At 68.5% G+C, this 14,645-nt stretch carries 16 protein-coding genes; 15 read left to right on the forward strand and 1 reads right to left on the reverse strand.

Annotated features, from left to right (window positions below):
* Nucleotides 1-49: 49 nt before the first annotated feature.
* The 9 genes from FR943_RS13355 to aroB all read left to right on the forward strand — a co-directional run bounded on the left by FR943_RS13355 (nucleotide 50) and on the right by aroB (nucleotide 9,394).
* Nucleotides 50-451 carry a secondary thiamine-phosphate synthase enzyme YjbQ gene (locus tag FR943_RS13355; RefSeq protein ID WP_218045559.1) on the forward strand — a complete coding sequence of 134 codons (402 nt, stop codon included), beginning with the start codon at nucleotides 50-52 and terminating at the stop codon, nucleotides 449-451.
* 116 nt (nucleotides 452-567) lie between these two features.
* Entirely contained in the window at nucleotides 568-3,258 is a 2,691-nt protein-coding gene (gene alaS / locus FR943_RS13360; RefSeq protein WP_217157783.1) for an alanine--tRNA ligase, read from the forward strand.
* Between the two features lie 5 nt (nucleotides 3,259-3,263).
* Nucleotides 3,264-3,782, forward strand: a complete 519-nt coding sequence (gene ruvX / locus FR943_RS13365) for a Holliday junction resolvase RuvX (RefSeq protein ID WP_217157785.1) — start codon at nucleotides 3,264-3,266, stop codon at nucleotides 3,780-3,782.
* Nucleotides 3,775-5,019 carry an endolytic transglycosylase MltG gene (locus FR943_RS13370; RefSeq protein WP_217157787.1) on the forward strand — a complete coding sequence of 415 codons (1,245 nt, stop codon included), beginning with the start codon at nucleotides 3,775-3,777 and terminating at the stop codon, nucleotides 5,017-5,019. Before ruvX ends, FR943_RS13370 begins: the two co-directional genes overlap by 8 nt.
* Nucleotides 5,009-5,818 carry a shikimate dehydrogenase gene (locus FR943_RS13375; protein WP_217157789.1) on the forward strand — a complete coding sequence of 270 codons (810 nt, stop codon included), beginning with the start codon at nucleotides 5,009-5,011 and terminating at the stop codon, nucleotides 5,816-5,818. The genes FR943_RS13370 and FR943_RS13375 overlap by 11 nt, the downstream gene beginning before the upstream one ends.
* A 15-nt stretch (nucleotides 5,819-5,833) precedes the next feature.
* Nucleotides 5,834-6,250: a prepilin peptidase gene (locus FR943_RS13380; protein ID WP_372448140.1), complete on the forward strand. Its 417-nt coding sequence runs from the start codon at nucleotides 5,834-5,836 to the stop codon at nucleotides 6,248-6,250.
* 117 nt (nucleotides 6,251-6,367) lie between these two features.
* Nucleotides 6,368-7,597 carry a chorismate synthase gene (aroC, locus tag FR943_RS13385; protein ID WP_217158238.1) on the forward strand — a complete coding sequence of 410 codons (1,230 nt, stop codon included), beginning with the start codon at nucleotides 6,368-6,370 and terminating at the stop codon, nucleotides 7,595-7,597.
* A complete protein-coding gene (locus tag FR943_RS13390) occupies nucleotides 7,597-8,322 on the forward strand; it encodes a shikimate kinase (RefSeq protein WP_217157792.1) in 726 nt (241 codons plus the stop codon). The genes aroC and FR943_RS13390 overlap by 1 nt, the downstream gene beginning before the upstream one ends.
* On the forward strand, nucleotides 8,315-9,394 hold the full coding sequence (gene aroB / locus FR943_RS13395) for a 3-dehydroquinate synthase (protein ID WP_217157794.1): 1,080 nt from the start codon (nucleotides 8,315-8,317) through the stop codon (nucleotides 9,392-9,394). The genes FR943_RS13390 and aroB overlap by 8 nt, the downstream gene beginning before the upstream one ends.
* A gap of 56 nt (nucleotides 9,395-9,450) precedes the next feature.
* Here the strand turns inward: aroB and FR943_RS13400 are convergent, their stop codons facing one another.
* Nucleotides 9,451-10,017: a B-4DMT family transporter gene (locus FR943_RS13400; RefSeq protein ID WP_217157796.1), complete on the reverse strand. Its 567-nt coding sequence runs from the start codon at nucleotides 10,015-10,017 to the stop codon at nucleotides 9,451-9,453.
* A 33-nt stretch (nucleotides 10,018-10,050) separates the two neighbouring features.
* On the opposite strand from FR943_RS13400, the gene FR943_RS13405 reads away from it, so the two are divergent.
* The 6 genes from FR943_RS13405 to FR943_RS13430 all read left to right on the forward strand — a co-directional run bounded on the left by FR943_RS13405 (nucleotide 10,051) and on the right by FR943_RS13430 (nucleotide 14,644).
* Complete coding sequence (locus FR943_RS13405) at nucleotides 10,051-11,136, forward strand: M24 family metallopeptidase (protein WP_217157798.1); 1,086 nt, start codon at nucleotides 10,051-10,053, stop codon at nucleotides 11,134-11,136.
* A gap of 24 nt (nucleotides 11,137-11,160) precedes the next feature.
* The gene (gene efp, locus FR943_RS13410) at nucleotides 11,161-11,724 is read left to right on the forward strand and encodes an elongation factor P (protein WP_217157800.1); all 564 of its coding nucleotides are present in this window, start codon (nucleotides 11,161-11,163) and stop codon (nucleotides 11,722-11,724) included.
* Nucleotides 11,725-11,726: 2 nt separating this feature from the next.
* Nucleotides 11,727-12,206 (forward strand): transcription antitermination factor NusB, encoded by a 480-nt coding sequence (nusB, locus tag FR943_RS13415; RefSeq protein ID WP_217157802.1) that lies wholly within the window; start codon nucleotides 11,727-11,729, stop codon nucleotides 12,204-12,206.
* Between the two features lie 128 nt (nucleotides 12,207-12,334).
* A complete protein-coding gene (locus FR943_RS13420) occupies nucleotides 12,335-13,462 on the forward strand; it encodes an LLM class flavin-dependent oxidoreductase (RefSeq protein WP_217158240.1) in 1,128 nt (375 codons plus the stop codon).
* Nucleotides 13,463-13,655: 193 nt separating this feature from the next.
* Complete coding sequence (locus FR943_RS13425) at nucleotides 13,656-14,420, forward strand: GntR family transcriptional regulator (RefSeq protein ID WP_308170540.1); 765 nt, start codon at nucleotides 13,656-13,658, stop codon at nucleotides 14,418-14,420.
* Nucleotides 14,417-14,644, forward strand: coding sequence for a 4Fe-4S dicluster domain-containing protein (locus FR943_RS13430; RefSeq protein WP_067766052.1), 228 nt, complete (start codon nucleotides 14,417-14,419; stop codon nucleotides 14,642-14,644). The genes FR943_RS13425 and FR943_RS13430 overlap by 4 nt, the downstream gene beginning before the upstream one ends.
* Nucleotide 14,645: the final 1 nt, after the last annotated feature.

Consider the following 14,645-nt stretch of genomic DNA (forward strand, 5'->3'; position numbering starts at 1 on the left):
GTGTGTCGCGAGTGGCAATGGTGTTGCCGCCGACTCGTAGGCTGAACTCATGGACACCGACGTGATCGACGTGGACACCTCGCGGCGGCGCATCGTCGATCTCACCGATGCGGTGCGCGAGTTCTGCGGCGCGCACCGCGACGGGCTGTGCAACGTGTTCGTCCCGCACGCCACTGCCGGGGTGGCCATCATCGAGACCGGTGCCGGATCTGACGACGACCTGCTCGATACCCTGGAACGGTTGTTGCCGCGCGACGACCGCTACCGGCACAGCCACGGGTCGAGGGGCCACGGCGCCGACCACGTGCTGCCGGCCCTGGTGTCACCCTCGGTGACGGTGCCGGTCCAGGCCGGCCGCCCGCTGCTGGGAACCTGGCAGAGCGTGGTGCTGGTCGACCTCAACCGGGACAATCCGCAGCGCTGCGTGCGGTTGAGTTTCGTGGGCCAGTGAGCCGCGCCGGGCTCGTCGGCTTTTCGGCCTGAACGCGCAGAACGGTAATGTAAAGCGGTCGAACTGGTAGTTGCCTGCGCAACCCAGCCACCCACGAACACGAGGACAGAGACGACGTGCAGACACACGAGATCAGGAAGCGCTTCCTCGATCACTACGTGAAGGCGGGTCACACTGAGGTGCCCAGCGCCTCGGTGATCCTCGACGACCCCAACCTGCTGTTCGTCAACGCCGGCATGGTGCAGTTCGTGCCCTATTTCCTCGGCCAGCGCACCCCGCCGTGGGACCGGGCCGTCAGCGTCCAGAAGTGCATCCGCACGCCCGACATCGACGAGGTGGGCATCACCACCCGGCACAACACCTTCTTTCAGATGGCCGGCAACTTCAGCTTCGGCGACTACTTCAAGAAGGGCGCCATCGAGCTGGCCTGGAGCCTGCTGACCAACCCGGTCAGCGAGGGCGGCTACGGCTTCGACCCGGAGCGGCTGTGGGCCACGGTCTACCTCGACGACGACGAGGCGATCGAGCTGTGGCAGGAAGTCGCCGGGCTGCCGCTCGAGCGCATCCAGCGCCGCGGCATGGCCGACAATTACTGGTCGATGGGCATCCCCGGGCCGTGCGGGCCGTGTTCGGAGATCTACTACGACCGCGGCCCCGAATACGGCATCGAAGGTGGCCCGGAGGCCAACGAGGACCGCTACATCGAGATCTGGAATCTCGTGTTCATGCAGAACGAGCGCGGGGAGGGTACCTCGAAGGACGACTTCGAGATCCTCGGGCCGCTGCCGCGCAAGAACATCGACACCGGCATGGGCGTCGAGCGCATCGCCTGCCTGCTGCAGGGTGTGGACAACGTCTACGAGACCGACCTGGTGCGTCCCGTCATCGACCTCGTCGCCGGCATCGCGCCCCGCGGCTACGGCAAGGGCAGCCACGAGGACGACGTGCGCTACCGCATCATCGCCGACCACAGCCGCACCGCGGCGATCATCATCGGCGACGGCGTCAGCCCCGGCAACGAGGGCCGTGGCTATGTGCTGCGCCGGCTGCTGCGCCGCATCATCCGCGCCGCCAAGCTGCTGGGCGTCGAGCAGCCCATCATGAGCCAGCTGATGACCACGGTGCGCGACGAGATGGGTCCGTCCTACCCGGAGTTGGTCAGCGATTTCGACCGGATCAACCGGATCGCCGTGGCCGAGGAGACCGCGTTCAACCGCACTTTGGCATCCGGCTCGCGGCTGTTCGACGAGGCCGCCCAGGCGACGAAGAAGTCCGGGGCCAGCGTGCTGTCCGGCTCGGATGCGTTCACCCTGCACGACACCTACGGCTTCCCGATCGACCTCACCCTGGAGATGGCGGCCGAGGCCGGTCTGACCGTCGACGAGCAAGGCTTCCGGTCGTTGATGGCAGAGCAGCGCCGGCGCGCCAAGGCTGATGCCGCCGCGCGCAAACAGGCCCACACCGACCTGTCGGCCTACCGCGAGCTGGTCGACTCCGGCCCGACCGAGTTCACCGGCTTCGACGAATTGACCACGGAAGCAAGGATTCTCGGAATCTTCGTGGACGGCAAGCGGGTTCCGGTGGTGACCCACGACGGGGTGGACGCCGAGCGGATCGAGCTGATCCTGGACCGCACCCCGTTCTACGCGGAGTCCGGCGGTCAGATCGCGGACGAGGGAACGGTCACCGGTACGGGCGCTTCGGCTACCGCCAAGGCGGCCGTCACCGATGTGCAGAAGATCGCCAAAACCCTGTGGGCGCACCGGATCAACGTCGAGTCCGGTGAGTTCGTGGAGGGTGACACCGTCACCGCCGCAGTGGATCCCAAGTGGCGGCACGGCGCCACCCAGGGCCACTCCGGCACCCACATGGTGCATGCCGCGCTGCGACAGGTGCTGGGCCCCACCGCTGTTCAGGCCGGTTCGCTGAACCGTCCGGGCTACCTGCGGTTCGACTTCAACTGGCAGGGGGCGCTCACCGACGATCAGCGCAGCCAGATTGAAGAAGTGACCAACGAGGCCGTCGAGGCCGACTACCAGGTGAACACTTTCATCACCGCGCTGGACAAGGCCAAGGCCATGGGCGCCATGGCGATGTTCGGCGAGAACTACCCCGACCAGGTGCGGGTGGTGGATATCGGCGGACCGTTCTCGCTGGAACTCTGCGGTGGCACCCACGTGCACAACTCGGCCCAGATCGGCCCGGTGACCATCCTCGGGGAATCCTCGGTCGGTTCCGGTGTCCGCCGGGTCGAGGCCTACGTCGGCCTGGAGTCCTTCCGGCACCTGGCCAAGGAGCGCGCCCTGATGGCGGGCCTGGCCTCCTCGCTCAAGGTGCCGTCGGAAGAGGTGCCCGCCAGGGTCGCCAACCTCGTCGAGCGACTCAAGGCAGCCGAAAAGGAACTGGACAAAGCCCGGCTCGCCAACGCGCGGGCGGCCGCCGCCAACGCGGCCGCCGGCGCCGAGACCATCGGCAAGGTCCGGCTGGTGGCGCAGCGGATGGCGGCCGGCATGTCCGGCGGTGACCTGCGTACCTTCGTCGGCGACATCAAGGGCAAGCTCGGCAGCGACCCGGCGGTGATCGCGTTGATCGCCGAGGGCGAGAACGACTCGGTGCCGTTCGTGGTAGCGGTCAACCCGGCGGCACAGGATCTGGGGCTGCGGGCCAACGAACTGGTCAAAGAGTTCGGCGCGGCGGTCAACGGCCGCGGCGGCGGCAAGGCGGACATGGCACAAGGTTCCGGTAAGGGGGCGGCGGGTATCGACGCGGCATTGGCCGCGCTGCGCGCCGAGATCGGCCGAGGCTGATTCCCGTGTCCGATACGGTCGAGGACCGATTGCCGGACCGCCCGGGGGACGACGACCCCGGACGCGGCCGGCGGATCGGTATCGATGTGGGCACCGTCCGGATCGGGGTGGCCAGCTGCGATCCCGATGGCATCCTGGCCACCCCGGTCGAGACCGTGGCCCGGGACAAGCGGGACCGGTCCGGTAAACACCTGCGCAGGCTCGTGGCGTTGATCGGCGAGTACGAGGCGGTCGAGGTCGTCGTCGGGCTGCCGCGCACCTTGGCCGACCGGGCCGGTATGTCGGCCAGAGACGCCGTCGAGCTGGCCGAGCTGCTGGCCCGCCGAATCGCCCCGATACCGGTGCGGTTGGCCGACGAACGGCTCACTACTGTGTCCGCACAGCGGTCGTTGCGCGAAGCGGGGGTTCGGGCAAAGGGGCAGAAGGCGATGATCGACCAGGCCGCTGCGGTGGGCATTCTGCAGAGCTGGCTGGATCAGCGGCGGGCGGCTCTCGCCGCGCGCGGAGAGGGCATGGATGGCTGAGAAGTGGGGCTCCGACAAAGCCAAACCCGAATCGGTGGGGCCCCCGCGCCGTGGGCTGAGTCCGGCGCAGCGGAAGCGCAAAGCCCGCAAGGACCAGAAGCGGCGCACCACCAGGGGCCTTTCGCTGGCCGCGCTGATCGTCGTGCTGCTCGGGGCGGTGTTCCTGGGGTCCAAGCTGTGGCACAGCATGTCCGGCGGGGCCAACGACTATGCCGGTGACGGCGTGGCCGATGTCGTCATCCAGGTGCATGACGGCGACTCCACGACCGCCATCGCCAAGACCCTGCAGAACCACAAGGTGGTCGCCACGGTCAAGGCCTTCGTCGAGGCGGCCGACAAGAACGAGGCGATCTCGGCGATCCAGCCCGGCTTCTACAAGGTGCGCACCGAGATTCCGGCGGCCAATGCCGTTGAGCGCCTTGCCGACCCCGAAAGCCGGGTCGGCAAGCTCACCATCCCGGAGGGGCGTCAGCTCGACGACACCGCCGACGTCAAGACCAACGCCGTCACCGACGGCATCTTCACGCTGATCTCGCACGCCTCGTGTGTGGAACTCGACGGCAAGCAGCAGTGCGTGCCGGTCGACCAGCTGCGGGCCGCGGCGCAATCGGCCCCGCCGGCCGCGTTGGCGGTACCCGCCTGGGCGGCCGGCCCGGTCGGGGCAATGCCCAACGACCACCGGCGGCTGGAGGGCCTGATCGCGCCGGGCACGTGGAACGTCGACCCGGCGGCCTCGGCCCAGGACATCCTGTCCACCCTGATCGCGGGTAGCGCCGCCGTGTACACCCAGAGCGGTCTGCTCGATACCGCGGCGGCCATGCAGCTGTCGCCCTATCAGATCCTCACCGTGGGATCGCTGGTGCAGCGCGAGGCCAAGCCGCAGGACTTCGACAAGGTGGCCCGGGTGATCTACAACCGGCTGGCCGAACACCGCAAGCTGGAGTTCGACTCGACGGTCAACTACCCGTTGGACCGCCAGGAAGTGGCGACCACCGACGACGATCGGGCCCTGACCACGCCGTGGAACACCTATATGAGCCAAGGTCTTCCGCAGACCCCGATCTGTTCACCCGGCACCGACGCGCTGGCCGCCGCCGAACATCCCGCGGCCGGGGACTGGTTGTACTTCGTGACCATCGACATGCAGGGCACGACGCTGTTCACCCGTGACTACGAACAGCACCTGGCCAACATCGAACTGGCGCAGCACAACGGTGTCCTCGACAGTGCCAGGTAGCGCCCGGAAAGCTGCGGTACTCGGCTCGCCGATCGCGCATTCGCGGTCGCCGCAACTGCATCTGGCTGCGTACCAGGCGTTGGGACTGACGTCGTGGACGTACGAGCGCATCGAGTGCACGGCCGAGCAATTGCCCGGACTGGTCGGCGGGTTGGGGCCGGAATGGGTCGGCCTGTCGGTCACCATGCCGGGCAAGTTCGCGGCGCTCGAGTTCGCCGATCAACACACCGACCGCGCCCAGTTGGTGGGCTCGGCCAACACCCTGGTCCATCTGCCCTCGGGCGGTTGGCGGGCCGACAACACCGACGTCGACGGGGTGGTCGGGGCACTGGGCAGCGCCGGGGATTCGGCACTGGTCATCGGTTCCGGGGGCACGGCGCCGGCCGCGGTGGTGGCGCTGGCCGAACTCGGCGTGCAGCGGATCACCATCGTGGCGCGGGACGAGGGCAAGGCGTCGCGGCTGGTGGATCTGGCGCGCCGGTGCGGGGTGCACAGTGGCTGGTGCGAGCTCGGCGGTGCCGGTCTGCGCGACGCGGTATCCGCCGCCGACTCGGCGGTCAGCACCATCCCGGCTGTCGCGGCGGCCGGCTACGCCGACGTGCTGGCCCGGGTGCCGCGCGTGCTCGACGCCATCTACGACCCGTGGCCGACGCCGCTGGCCGCCGCGGTCGAGGCGGCTGGCGGTGAGGCAATCAACGGCCTGCAGATGCTGTTGAACCAGGCCTACGCCCAGGTGGAGCAGTTCACCGGGATGGCTGCGCCCAAATCGGCGATGAGCGAGGCACTGTCCGGGCCTTAGCCTCAGTTGATGGGGGTGGGGGTAGCCGCTGTCTCGATCTGGATGGTGGCGTTGAGCGCATTCGACATCCGGGAGCGCAGGTTGCCGAATTGGCTGACGCTGTCCGGGGCGGTGCTGATCGTGTGTGTTTCGGCGGTGGCCGGGCGCGGTGCCGGCGCGCTGGCCGGCGCCGCGGCATTGTCCGTGCTGTACCTCGGGGTGCATCTGCTCTCGCCGCGGGCGATGGGCGGTGGCGACGTCAAACTGGCCGTCGGGCTGGGCGCGTTGACCGGGGCGTTCGGAGTTGACGTGTGGCTGTTGGCGGCGCTGGCCGCGCCAATGCTCACCGCGCTGTTGGCGCTCGGTGCCGCCGCACGCGGAATCCGCACGGTGCCGCACGGCCCCTCGATGTGTGTGGCGAGCGCGGCCGCGGTGGTATTGGTGCTGGCGTGACGTGTCGAACGTCGGCTGGTGTTCGAACAATCGCCGGAATCTGGCACACAAGCCAACATTCGGCGGTATCGACCACGGATTTCGGCAGGCAAACCCCGACGTGGGAGAATGGCACCCGTGTTGCGTTGGACCACAGCTGGTGAATCCCACGGCCGCGCCCTGGTGGCCATGCTCGAAGGGATGGTTGCCGGCGTACCCATCACCTCGGCGGAGATCGGGGCACAGCTCAAGCGTCGCCGCCTCGGCTATGGCCGGGGCGCCCGGATGAAGTTCGAACAGGATCAGGTCACCATGCTGGCCGGGGTCCGTCACGGCACCACCCTGGGCGGGCCGATCGCGATCGAGATCGGCAACACCGAATGGCCCAAGTGGGAGACCGTGATGGCACCGGATCCGGTGGATCCGGCCGAGCTGGAGAACAGCGCCCGCAACGAGCCGCTGACCCGCCCCCGCCCCGGCCACGCCGACTACGCGGGCATGCTCAAGTACGGCTTCGACGATGCCCGCCCGGTGCTGGAACGCGCCAGCGCCCGCGAAACGGCCGCGCGGGTCGCAGCCGGCACCGTGGCGCGCGCCTTCCTGCGCGCGGCGCTGGGCGTCGAGGTGGTTTCACATGTCATCTCCATCGGCGCGTCGGCGCCCTACGACGGCCCACCGCCACAGTTCGCCGATCTGGAGAAAATCGATGCGAGCCCGGTCCGGGCGTTTGACGAGGCCGCTGAGTCGTCGATGATCGCCGAGATCGAGGCCGCCAAGAAGGACGGCGACACCCTCGGCGGCGTCGTCGAGGTCGTGGTCGCCGGTCTGCCGATCGGGTTGGGCTCGTTCACCAGCGGCGACAACCGCCTCGACAGTCAGCTGGCCGCCGCGGTGATGGGCATCCAGGCGATCAAGGGCGTGGAGATCGGCGACGGTTTCGAAACCGCACGCCGCCGCGGCAGCGTCGCCCACGACGAGATGTACCCCGGGCCCGACGGTGTGCTGCGCTCGACCAATCGGGCCGGCGGCCTTGAAGGCGGGATGACCAACGGTCAGCCGCTGCGGGTGCGGGCCGCGATGAAACCCATCTCGACCGTGCCGCGGGCGCTGGCCACCGTGGACATGTCCACCGGTGACGAGGCCGTGGCCATCCACCAGCGGTCCGACGTGTGTGCAGTGCCGGCGGCCGGGGTGGTCGTGGAGACCATGGTGGCACTCGTGGTGGCCCGCGCGGTGCTGGAGAAGTTCGGCGGGGACTCGCTGGCCGAGACCCGGACCAACATCGACGCCTACCTGCGGGCGGTGCACGCGCGAGGAGCACATTCGGGCGACGCCGGGCGCGAGTCGGCGGCGCAGGCCCTGGGCTGATGGCGCCCAAGGCGGTACTGGTCGGCCTGCCGGGCTCGGGCAAGTCGACCATCGGCCGCCGACTGGCGAAGGCGCTGAACCTCACCATGCTCGACACCGACGCCGCGATCGAGGAGACCACCGGCCGCACCATCGCCGACATCTTCGCCACCGACGGTGAGGCAGAATTCCGCCGGATCGAGGAAGAGGTCATCCGCTCGGCGCTGGCCAACCACGACGGCGTGTTGTCCCTGGGCGGTGGGGCGGTCACCACCGCCGGGGTGCGGGCCGCGCTGGCCGGGCACACCGTGGTCTATCTGGAGATCAGCGCCGCCGAAGGGGTGCGCCGCACCGGCGGCTCCACCGTCCGGCCGCTGTTGGCCGGTCCCGACCGGGCCGAGAAGTACCGTGCCCTGATGTCCGAACGGGTGCCGCTCTACCGCCGGGTCGCGACCATGCGGATCAACACCAACCGGCGCAATCCCGGCGCGGTGGTGCGCACCATCGTCACCCGGTTGGAAAACCCCCCGGTCCACAAACAACCGCAGAAACCGGCCCAGCAGGCCCGGACGTCCAAGCGGCGCCGTCGTCGTCCGCCCTGGCGGCGCGGTGCGGCATCCTCGCAGTCCTCGCCGTCGCAGTCCTCTTCGCAGCCGGCGAGTTCCGATGCGAAAGGCGCCGAGCCCAAACCCAAACCCACCCCCGCGGCCCTGGCCGCACGCAACGCGGAGCGACATGATGACTGACCCCGTAATCGTCGAGGTACTGGTGGACCGGCCCTACCCGGTCATCATCGGGACCGGCCTGCTCGGCGAACTCGGAAACACCCTCGCGGGACGCCACAAGGTGGCGATCCTGCACCAGCCGGTGCTGAACCAGACGGCTGAGGCGGTCCGGAAACACCTGGCCGACAAGGGAATTGAAGCCCACCGCATTGAGATTCCCGACGCCGAGGCAGGCAAGGAACTACCTGTCGTCGGCTTCATCTGGGAAGTGCTGGGGCGCATCGGCATCGGTCGCAAGGATGCCGTCGTCAGCCTGGGCGGGGGAGCGGCCACCGACGTCGCGGGCTTTGCTGCGGCCACCTGGTTGCGTGGCGTCGACATCGTGCACGTGCCCACCACCCTGCTGGGAATGGTCGACGCGGCGGTGGGTGGCAAGACCGGGATCAACACCGACGCCGGCAAGAACCTGGTCGGTGCGTTCCATCAGCCGGCCGCGGTGCTGGTGGACCTGGCCACCCTGGAAACCTTGCCGCGCAACGAGATCGTCGCCGGGATGGCCGAGATCGTGAAGGCCGGGTTCATCGCCGACCCGGTGATCCTCGACCTGATCGAGGCCGACCCGGAAGCCGCCCTGGACCCCACCGGCACAGTGCTGCCCGAGTTGATCCGCCGCGCGATCGCGGTCAAGGCCGAAGTGGTTGCTGCCGACGAGAAAGAGTCGGCGCTGCGCGAGATCCTCAACTACGGCCACACCCTTGCCCATGCCATCGAGCGGCGCGAGCGTTACAAGTGGCGCCACGGTGCCGCCGTGTCGGTCGGATTGGTGTTCGCCGCCGAGTTGGGCCGGCTCGCCGGGCGGCTCGACGACGAGACCGCCGATCGGCACCGCACGGTGCTGACCGCGCTGGGGCTGCCGGTCAGCTACGACGGCGACGCCCTGCCTCAGCTCATGGACTACATGGCTGGCGACAAGAAGAACCGCTCGGGGATCCTGCGGTTCGTCGTGCTCGACGGGCTGGCCAAGCCGGGCCGCCTTGAGGGCCCGGACCCGTCGCTTCTCGCGGCCGCATACGCAGAAGTGGCGCGGGCCTGATCGCCCGCGCCACCTGAAATCCACCTGAAATCCGCCGCCCTCGCGGGCGTGACCGCTTACTGCTTGGGCTCTTCGGGATACTCGACGGGCTGTGTGGTGTCGACGTTCTCGGTGGCGCCGTTGGCGCTCACCGCGGCGAACACATCGGTGTCGGCCCGGTCGTCGGCAGCCAGACCGTGGTGGCGCTGCCGGGGCTGCGGCGGGGCCTTGCGGTCCACCAGCCAGCGGCCCAGCGTCACGCCGGCCACCGCCACCAGGAACACCACCAGCGCGGTGAACGCCGCGAACGTGGTGAGCTCGTTGAGCAGCACATCGGTGTACAGGCTCTTGTAGAACAGCCCGATGAACCACGCGACAGCGCCGGCGACGACTCCGGCGAACAGGCCGGCGATCAGCCAGGTCATTGCCATGTCGGCGCGACGGTCCGGATCCGGGTTGCGCCGGGCATCGCTCTTCCCGTCGATCAGACCCCAGATCAGCACGCCGATGCCGAACAACGTGACCAGCGCCAGACTGAACCAGGTGGCATTCCCCGGCGAGGCGTTGATCAGTGCTCCCTGCAGTAAGCGCACGATGACCATCGCTGTTGCGAACACCACTCCGCGCAGTAACCACTTGCTCATGGGGGCACAGCGTAGCGAGTAGCGTCACAGACCGTGACTATTTCCCAGCGCAGGGATCGGCTGCGGCGTCGGCTGGCGGAATCGGGTCTGGACGCGATGTTGGTAACTGACCTGGTCAACGTGCGTTACCTGTCCGGTTTCACCGGCTCCAACGCGGCGCTGCTGATCTTCGCCGAGGATGTCGTGCCGGTGTTGGCCACCGACGGGCGCTACCGCACCCAGGCCGCGCAGCAGGCGCCGGACGCCACGGTGGTGATCGAGCGGGCCTGTGGGTCCCATCTGGCCGGTCATGCCGCCCGTGCCGGGGCACTGCAGCTGGGCTTCGAGAGTCACGTGGTCACCGTGGACGCCTTCACGGCCCTGACGAAGGCCGCCGGAGGCGCGGTCGAATGGGTACGGGCCGCCGGCACCGTGGAGGCCCTGCGCGAGGTCAAGGACGCCGGCGAGATCGCGATGCTCCGATTGGCCTGCGAAGCCGCCGACGCGGCCCTGACCGATCTGGTCGAGCGCGGCGGTCTGCGCCCGGGACGGACCGAGCGTCAGGTGCGCAACGAGTTGGAGGCGCTGATGCTCGACCACGGCGCCGACGGGCCGTCGTTCGAGACCATCGTGGCGGCCGGCGCGAACTCGGCCATCCCGCATCACCGGCCCACCGACGCGGTGCTGGCCGCCGGCGACTTCGTCAAGATCGACTTCGGTGCCCTGGTGGCCGGCTACCACTCCGACATGACACGCACGTTCGTGCTGGGCCCGGCCGCGGGCTGGCAGCGCGACATCTACGACCTGGTGGCCACCGCGCAGCAGGCCGGTCGCGACGCGCTGGCTCCCGGGGTGCCGCTGAGCGCGGTGGACGCCGCATCGCGCCAGGTCATCGCCGATGCCGGCTACGCGGAGCACTTCGGTCACGGGCTCGGACACGGCGTCGGCCTGCAGATCCACGAAGCGCCGGGAATCAATGCCACTGCCGCCGGTACACTGCTTGCTGGCTCTGCGGTCACCGTGGAGCCAGGTGTCTACTTGCCCGATCGCGGCGGTGTCCGCATCGAGGACACCCTGGTCGTCGGCGAGGCGGCACCCGACCTGCTTACCCGGTTCCCCAAGGAATTGGCCATCTTGTGACGAAAACTTAGGAGCAACACCCTCATGGCATCGACTGCCGACTTCAAGAACGGGCTCGTCCTGCAAATCGACGGACAGCTGTGGCAGATCGTCGAGTTTCAGCACGTCAAGCCCGGCAAGGGGCCGGCGTTCGTGCGCACGAAGCTGAAGAACGTCGTCTCGGGCAAAGTGGTCGACAAGACCTACAACGCCGGTGTGAAGGTGGAGACCGCCACCGTCGACCGCCGCGACGCTACCTACCTCTACCGCGATGGCAGCGATTTCGTCTTCATGGACTCCGAGGACTTCAATCAGCATCCGTTGTCCGAGGCGCTCGTCGGCCGCTTGGCCGACTTCCTGCTGGAGAGCCTGCCGGTGCAGATCGCCTTCCACGACGGCACCCCGCTGTACCTCGAGCTGCCGGTGTCGGTCGAGCTCGAAGTCACCCACACCGAGCCCGGCCTGCAGGGCGACCGCTCCAGTGCCGGCACCAAGCCCGCCACCATGGAGACGGGCGCCGAGATCCAGGTTCCGCTGTTCATCAACACCGGCGACAAGCTCAAGGTCGACACCCGCGACGGCAGCTACCTCGGCCGCGTGAACGGCTGACGATGCCTGATCGCCGCGGCGACCGGGGTCGCCACCAGGCCCGTAAACGCGCTGTCGACCTGCTATTCGAGGCCGAGGCGCGCGGTCTGACTCCGGAGGCGGTGGCCGACGGCCGGACCGCGCTGGCCGAAGACCAGGACGACGTCACCCCGCTCAACCCGTACACGGTGTCGGTGGCACGCGGTGTCACCGAGCACGCCGCCCACATCGACGACCTGATCTCGGCGCATCTGCAGGGCTGGACGCTGGAGCGGTTGCCGGCCGTGGACCGCGCCATCCTGCGGGTGGCGGTGTGGGAACTGCTGCACGCCGAAGACGTGCCCGAACCCGTCGCGGTGGACGAGGCCGTCGAGCTCGCCAAGGAACTGTCCACCGACGAGTCGCCCGGGTTCGTCAACGGTGTGCTCGGACAGGTGATGTTGGTGACGCCGCAGATCCGGGCCGCGTCGCAAGCAGTGCGCGGCGGCCCGGTCGACGAATAACCCCGCAAAGGTGGCCCCCCGCAGGTGACTTGGCTGTTCTACAGTCCATGGGTGGGCTGCTGCCCCTATGCGCGTGCTGAGTTGAAAGGGGCGGCGTGGACGGCTCGAACTGCATTGGTCTGCGGATCATGTGGTACATCAACGGCGCCGACGGCGATGTGCCCTGGCAGCCGGAACACCGTGTGCCGCCTTCGCTTTCGCACCTGCGGTCGCTGGCCCACGCGCTGGACCAACTGGGCTACTACGGAGCGCTGAGCACCGCGCGCGAAACGATCGCGTTGATCGGCGACACCGAGCGCCTGCGTTTCATGATCCCGGAGTATCCCGGCGTCAAACCGCCCGCGTTGCTGGCCGAGGAAGCTCAGGTGTTCGACCACTACTCGGGCGGCCGGCTGATTTTCAACCAGGTCAACGGTGCCGATCCGGTGCTGGCCCGGTACGGCCGCTTCGCACCGAAAGCGCAGCGGTACAAGATTTCCGAGGAGTACTGGAAACTCGTCCGCTCGCTGTATCTCGACAACGCCGATGCCGTCGACGGCGAGCACTTCCGGCTCGGACCCCGCTACAAGCCGCCCATCGCCGGTCCGCGACAACGTGGGGGAGTACCGGTGTGGGGAACCGGCGCCTCGCCGGAAGGCATCGCCCACGCCGCCGAGGTGCTTGACGTCTATCTGAGTTTTCTGGCGGAACCGGCCTTGCTGGCCAACACCTTCGGCGCCATGCGTGAAGCAGCCGCGCACAACGGCCGCACCATCCCGGCCGGCGTGCTGGCCAGCGTGATCGTCCGTGACACCGATGACGACGCCTGGGCGCACTTCGAATGGCAGCTCTCACATACCGATCCGGCCGAGATGGCACGACTGGCCGACCGGAATCTGCGCTCGTTCGGGTTCGGACCGCTGGCCGAGATGTCCAGTGGCGACGCGCAGGTCCAGTCCCGCATCGAGGCCCTGCGGTCCGGCCGCCTGCCCACCCGTGCGGACCTGGAGTTCGCGCCGGGCCTGGCCGCCGGACTGACCACGTGGACCTCCGGGGAGCCGCCGTTCGACATTGCCGGCAAGGGTTCGGGCAACTATCTGATCGGCAGTCCCGAAACCGTCGCGAAGCTGATCACCGAGTTGTCGGCGGAGCTGGGCATCGACACCTGGATCCTGTCCGGGTGGCCGTTGGCCGCCGAGGCGGAGCGATTCGCCCGGCAGGTGATTCCGCTGCTCGATGTGCGGTCCTACGAGCCGCCGGCTCTGGAATTGGCGTGAGCTGACGGGGCGCCCGTGACGTTTCGATCACTGCGATTGTAAATTCTGCGGTTGCCTGCGGTGGCGTAATGCCGGGCCGCCGTACGGTTTGACCTGGTAGCGCCGACGCCGCAGCGGCGCAATCGGGTAACCTGCGCCCGGGCCGAAATCCATGCGCTGCGCAGCGGCCCGACCGGCCCATACCGTGATGTGCGTGCCGCAGCCCGCAGCTTCATCCGAGCCCTCAGAGCCGACGCCGATCCGTCGCCCCCGCGCCGATCAGGCCCGCCAGGTGGCCGACGTCCTGCGTCATCAGATCTACGATGGCGCCTACGCCGATGCGTTGCCGGCCGAGTCGGACCTGGCCGCCGAATTCTTCGTCTCCCGCAACACCATCCGGGAAGCTCTCGCGGTTCTCAAGAACGAGGGTCTGATCGACCGCGGCACCAGAGTGGGCACCCATGTGGCGGCGCGCAAGTATGACCACGGCCTCGATGCGCTGGTGGGGCTGAAGGAAACCTTCAAGGACTACGGCGATGTCCGCAACGAAGTGCGTGCCGTGCAATGGCTCTCGGCACCTCCGGCGGTCGCCCGCAAACTGGGGGTCGAGCCCGGCGCCCAGGTGGTGTTCATCGAGCGGTTGCGATACCTCGCCGAGCTCCCCGTGTCGTTGGACCTGACCTACCTGGCCCCCGACGTCGGGGCGCAGGTGATCGCTCATTCGCTGGAGAGCAACGACATCTTCGCGCTCATCGAGCGGGTCAGTGGTCAGCGTCTGGGTGGGGCAAGCCTTGCCCTGGAGGCGGTTTCAGCCGACCCGCATTCCGCGGCAACCCTGCAGGTGCCGGCCGGCTCGGCGCTGTTGATGGCCGAACGGCTGACCAGTCTGGACGACGGCAGGCCCGTCGATCTGGAGTACATCCGGATGCGTGGTGATCGAATCACCATGCGCGGCAACCTCGTAAGGAGAGATGCATGACGCTGGTCAATCAGCGGGCCGATGTCCCGGTGACGATCGACGAATCCCTGTGTATCGAAGGCTGCACCTTGTGCGTCGACGTGTGCCCGCTCGATTCCCTTGCCATCAACCCTGACAACGGCAAGGCCTACATGCACGTCGACGAGTGCTGGTACTGCGGCCCCTGCGCCGCTCGCTGCCCCACCGGCGCGGTCACCGTCAACATGCCCTACCTCATCCGCTAGA

The sequence above is a fragment of the [Mycobacterium] fortunisiensis genome (assembly GCF_019050325.1).
In the GTDB taxonomy this organism is placed as follows: domain Bacteria; phylum Actinomycetota; class Actinomycetes; order Mycobacteriales; family Mycobacteriaceae; genus Mycobacterium; species Mycobacterium fortunisiensis.

Bases quoted from the DNA above. Each gene is read 5' to 3' on its own strand.
- FR943_RS13400 (WP_217157796.1), bottom strand. From the start codon at position 10,017: ATGAGCAAGTGGTTACTGCGCGGAGTGGTGTTCGCAACAGCGATGGTC.
- nusB (WP_217157802.1), top strand. From the start codon at position 11,727: ATGCCTGATCGCCGCGGCGACCGGGGTCGCCACCAGGCCCGTAAACGC.
- efp (WP_217157800.1), top strand. From the start codon at position 11,161: ATGGCATCGACTGCCGACTTCAAGAACGGGCTCGTCCTGCAAATCGAC.
- FR943_RS13370 (WP_217157787.1), top strand. From the start codon at position 3,775: ATGGCTGAGAAGTGGGGCTCCGACAAAGCCAAACCCGAATCGGTGGGG.
- aroB (WP_217157794.1), top strand. From the start codon at position 8,315: ATGACTGACCCCGTAATCGTCGAGGTACTGGTGGACCGGCCCTACCCG.
- FR943_RS13430 (WP_067766052.1), top strand. From the start codon at position 14,417: ATGACGCTGGTCAATCAGCGGGCCGATGTCCCGGTGACGATCGACGAA.
- FR943_RS13355 (WP_218045559.1), top strand. From the start codon at position 50: ATGGACACCGACGTGATCGACGTGGACACCTCGCGGCGGCGCATCGTC.
- FR943_RS13390 (WP_217157792.1), top strand. From the start codon at position 7,597: ATGGCGCCCAAGGCGGTACTGGTCGGCCTGCCGGGCTCGGGCAAGTCG.
- FR943_RS13420 (WP_217158240.1), top strand. From the start codon at position 12,335: ATGTGGTACATCAACGGCGCCGACGGCGATGTGCCCTGGCAGCCGGAA.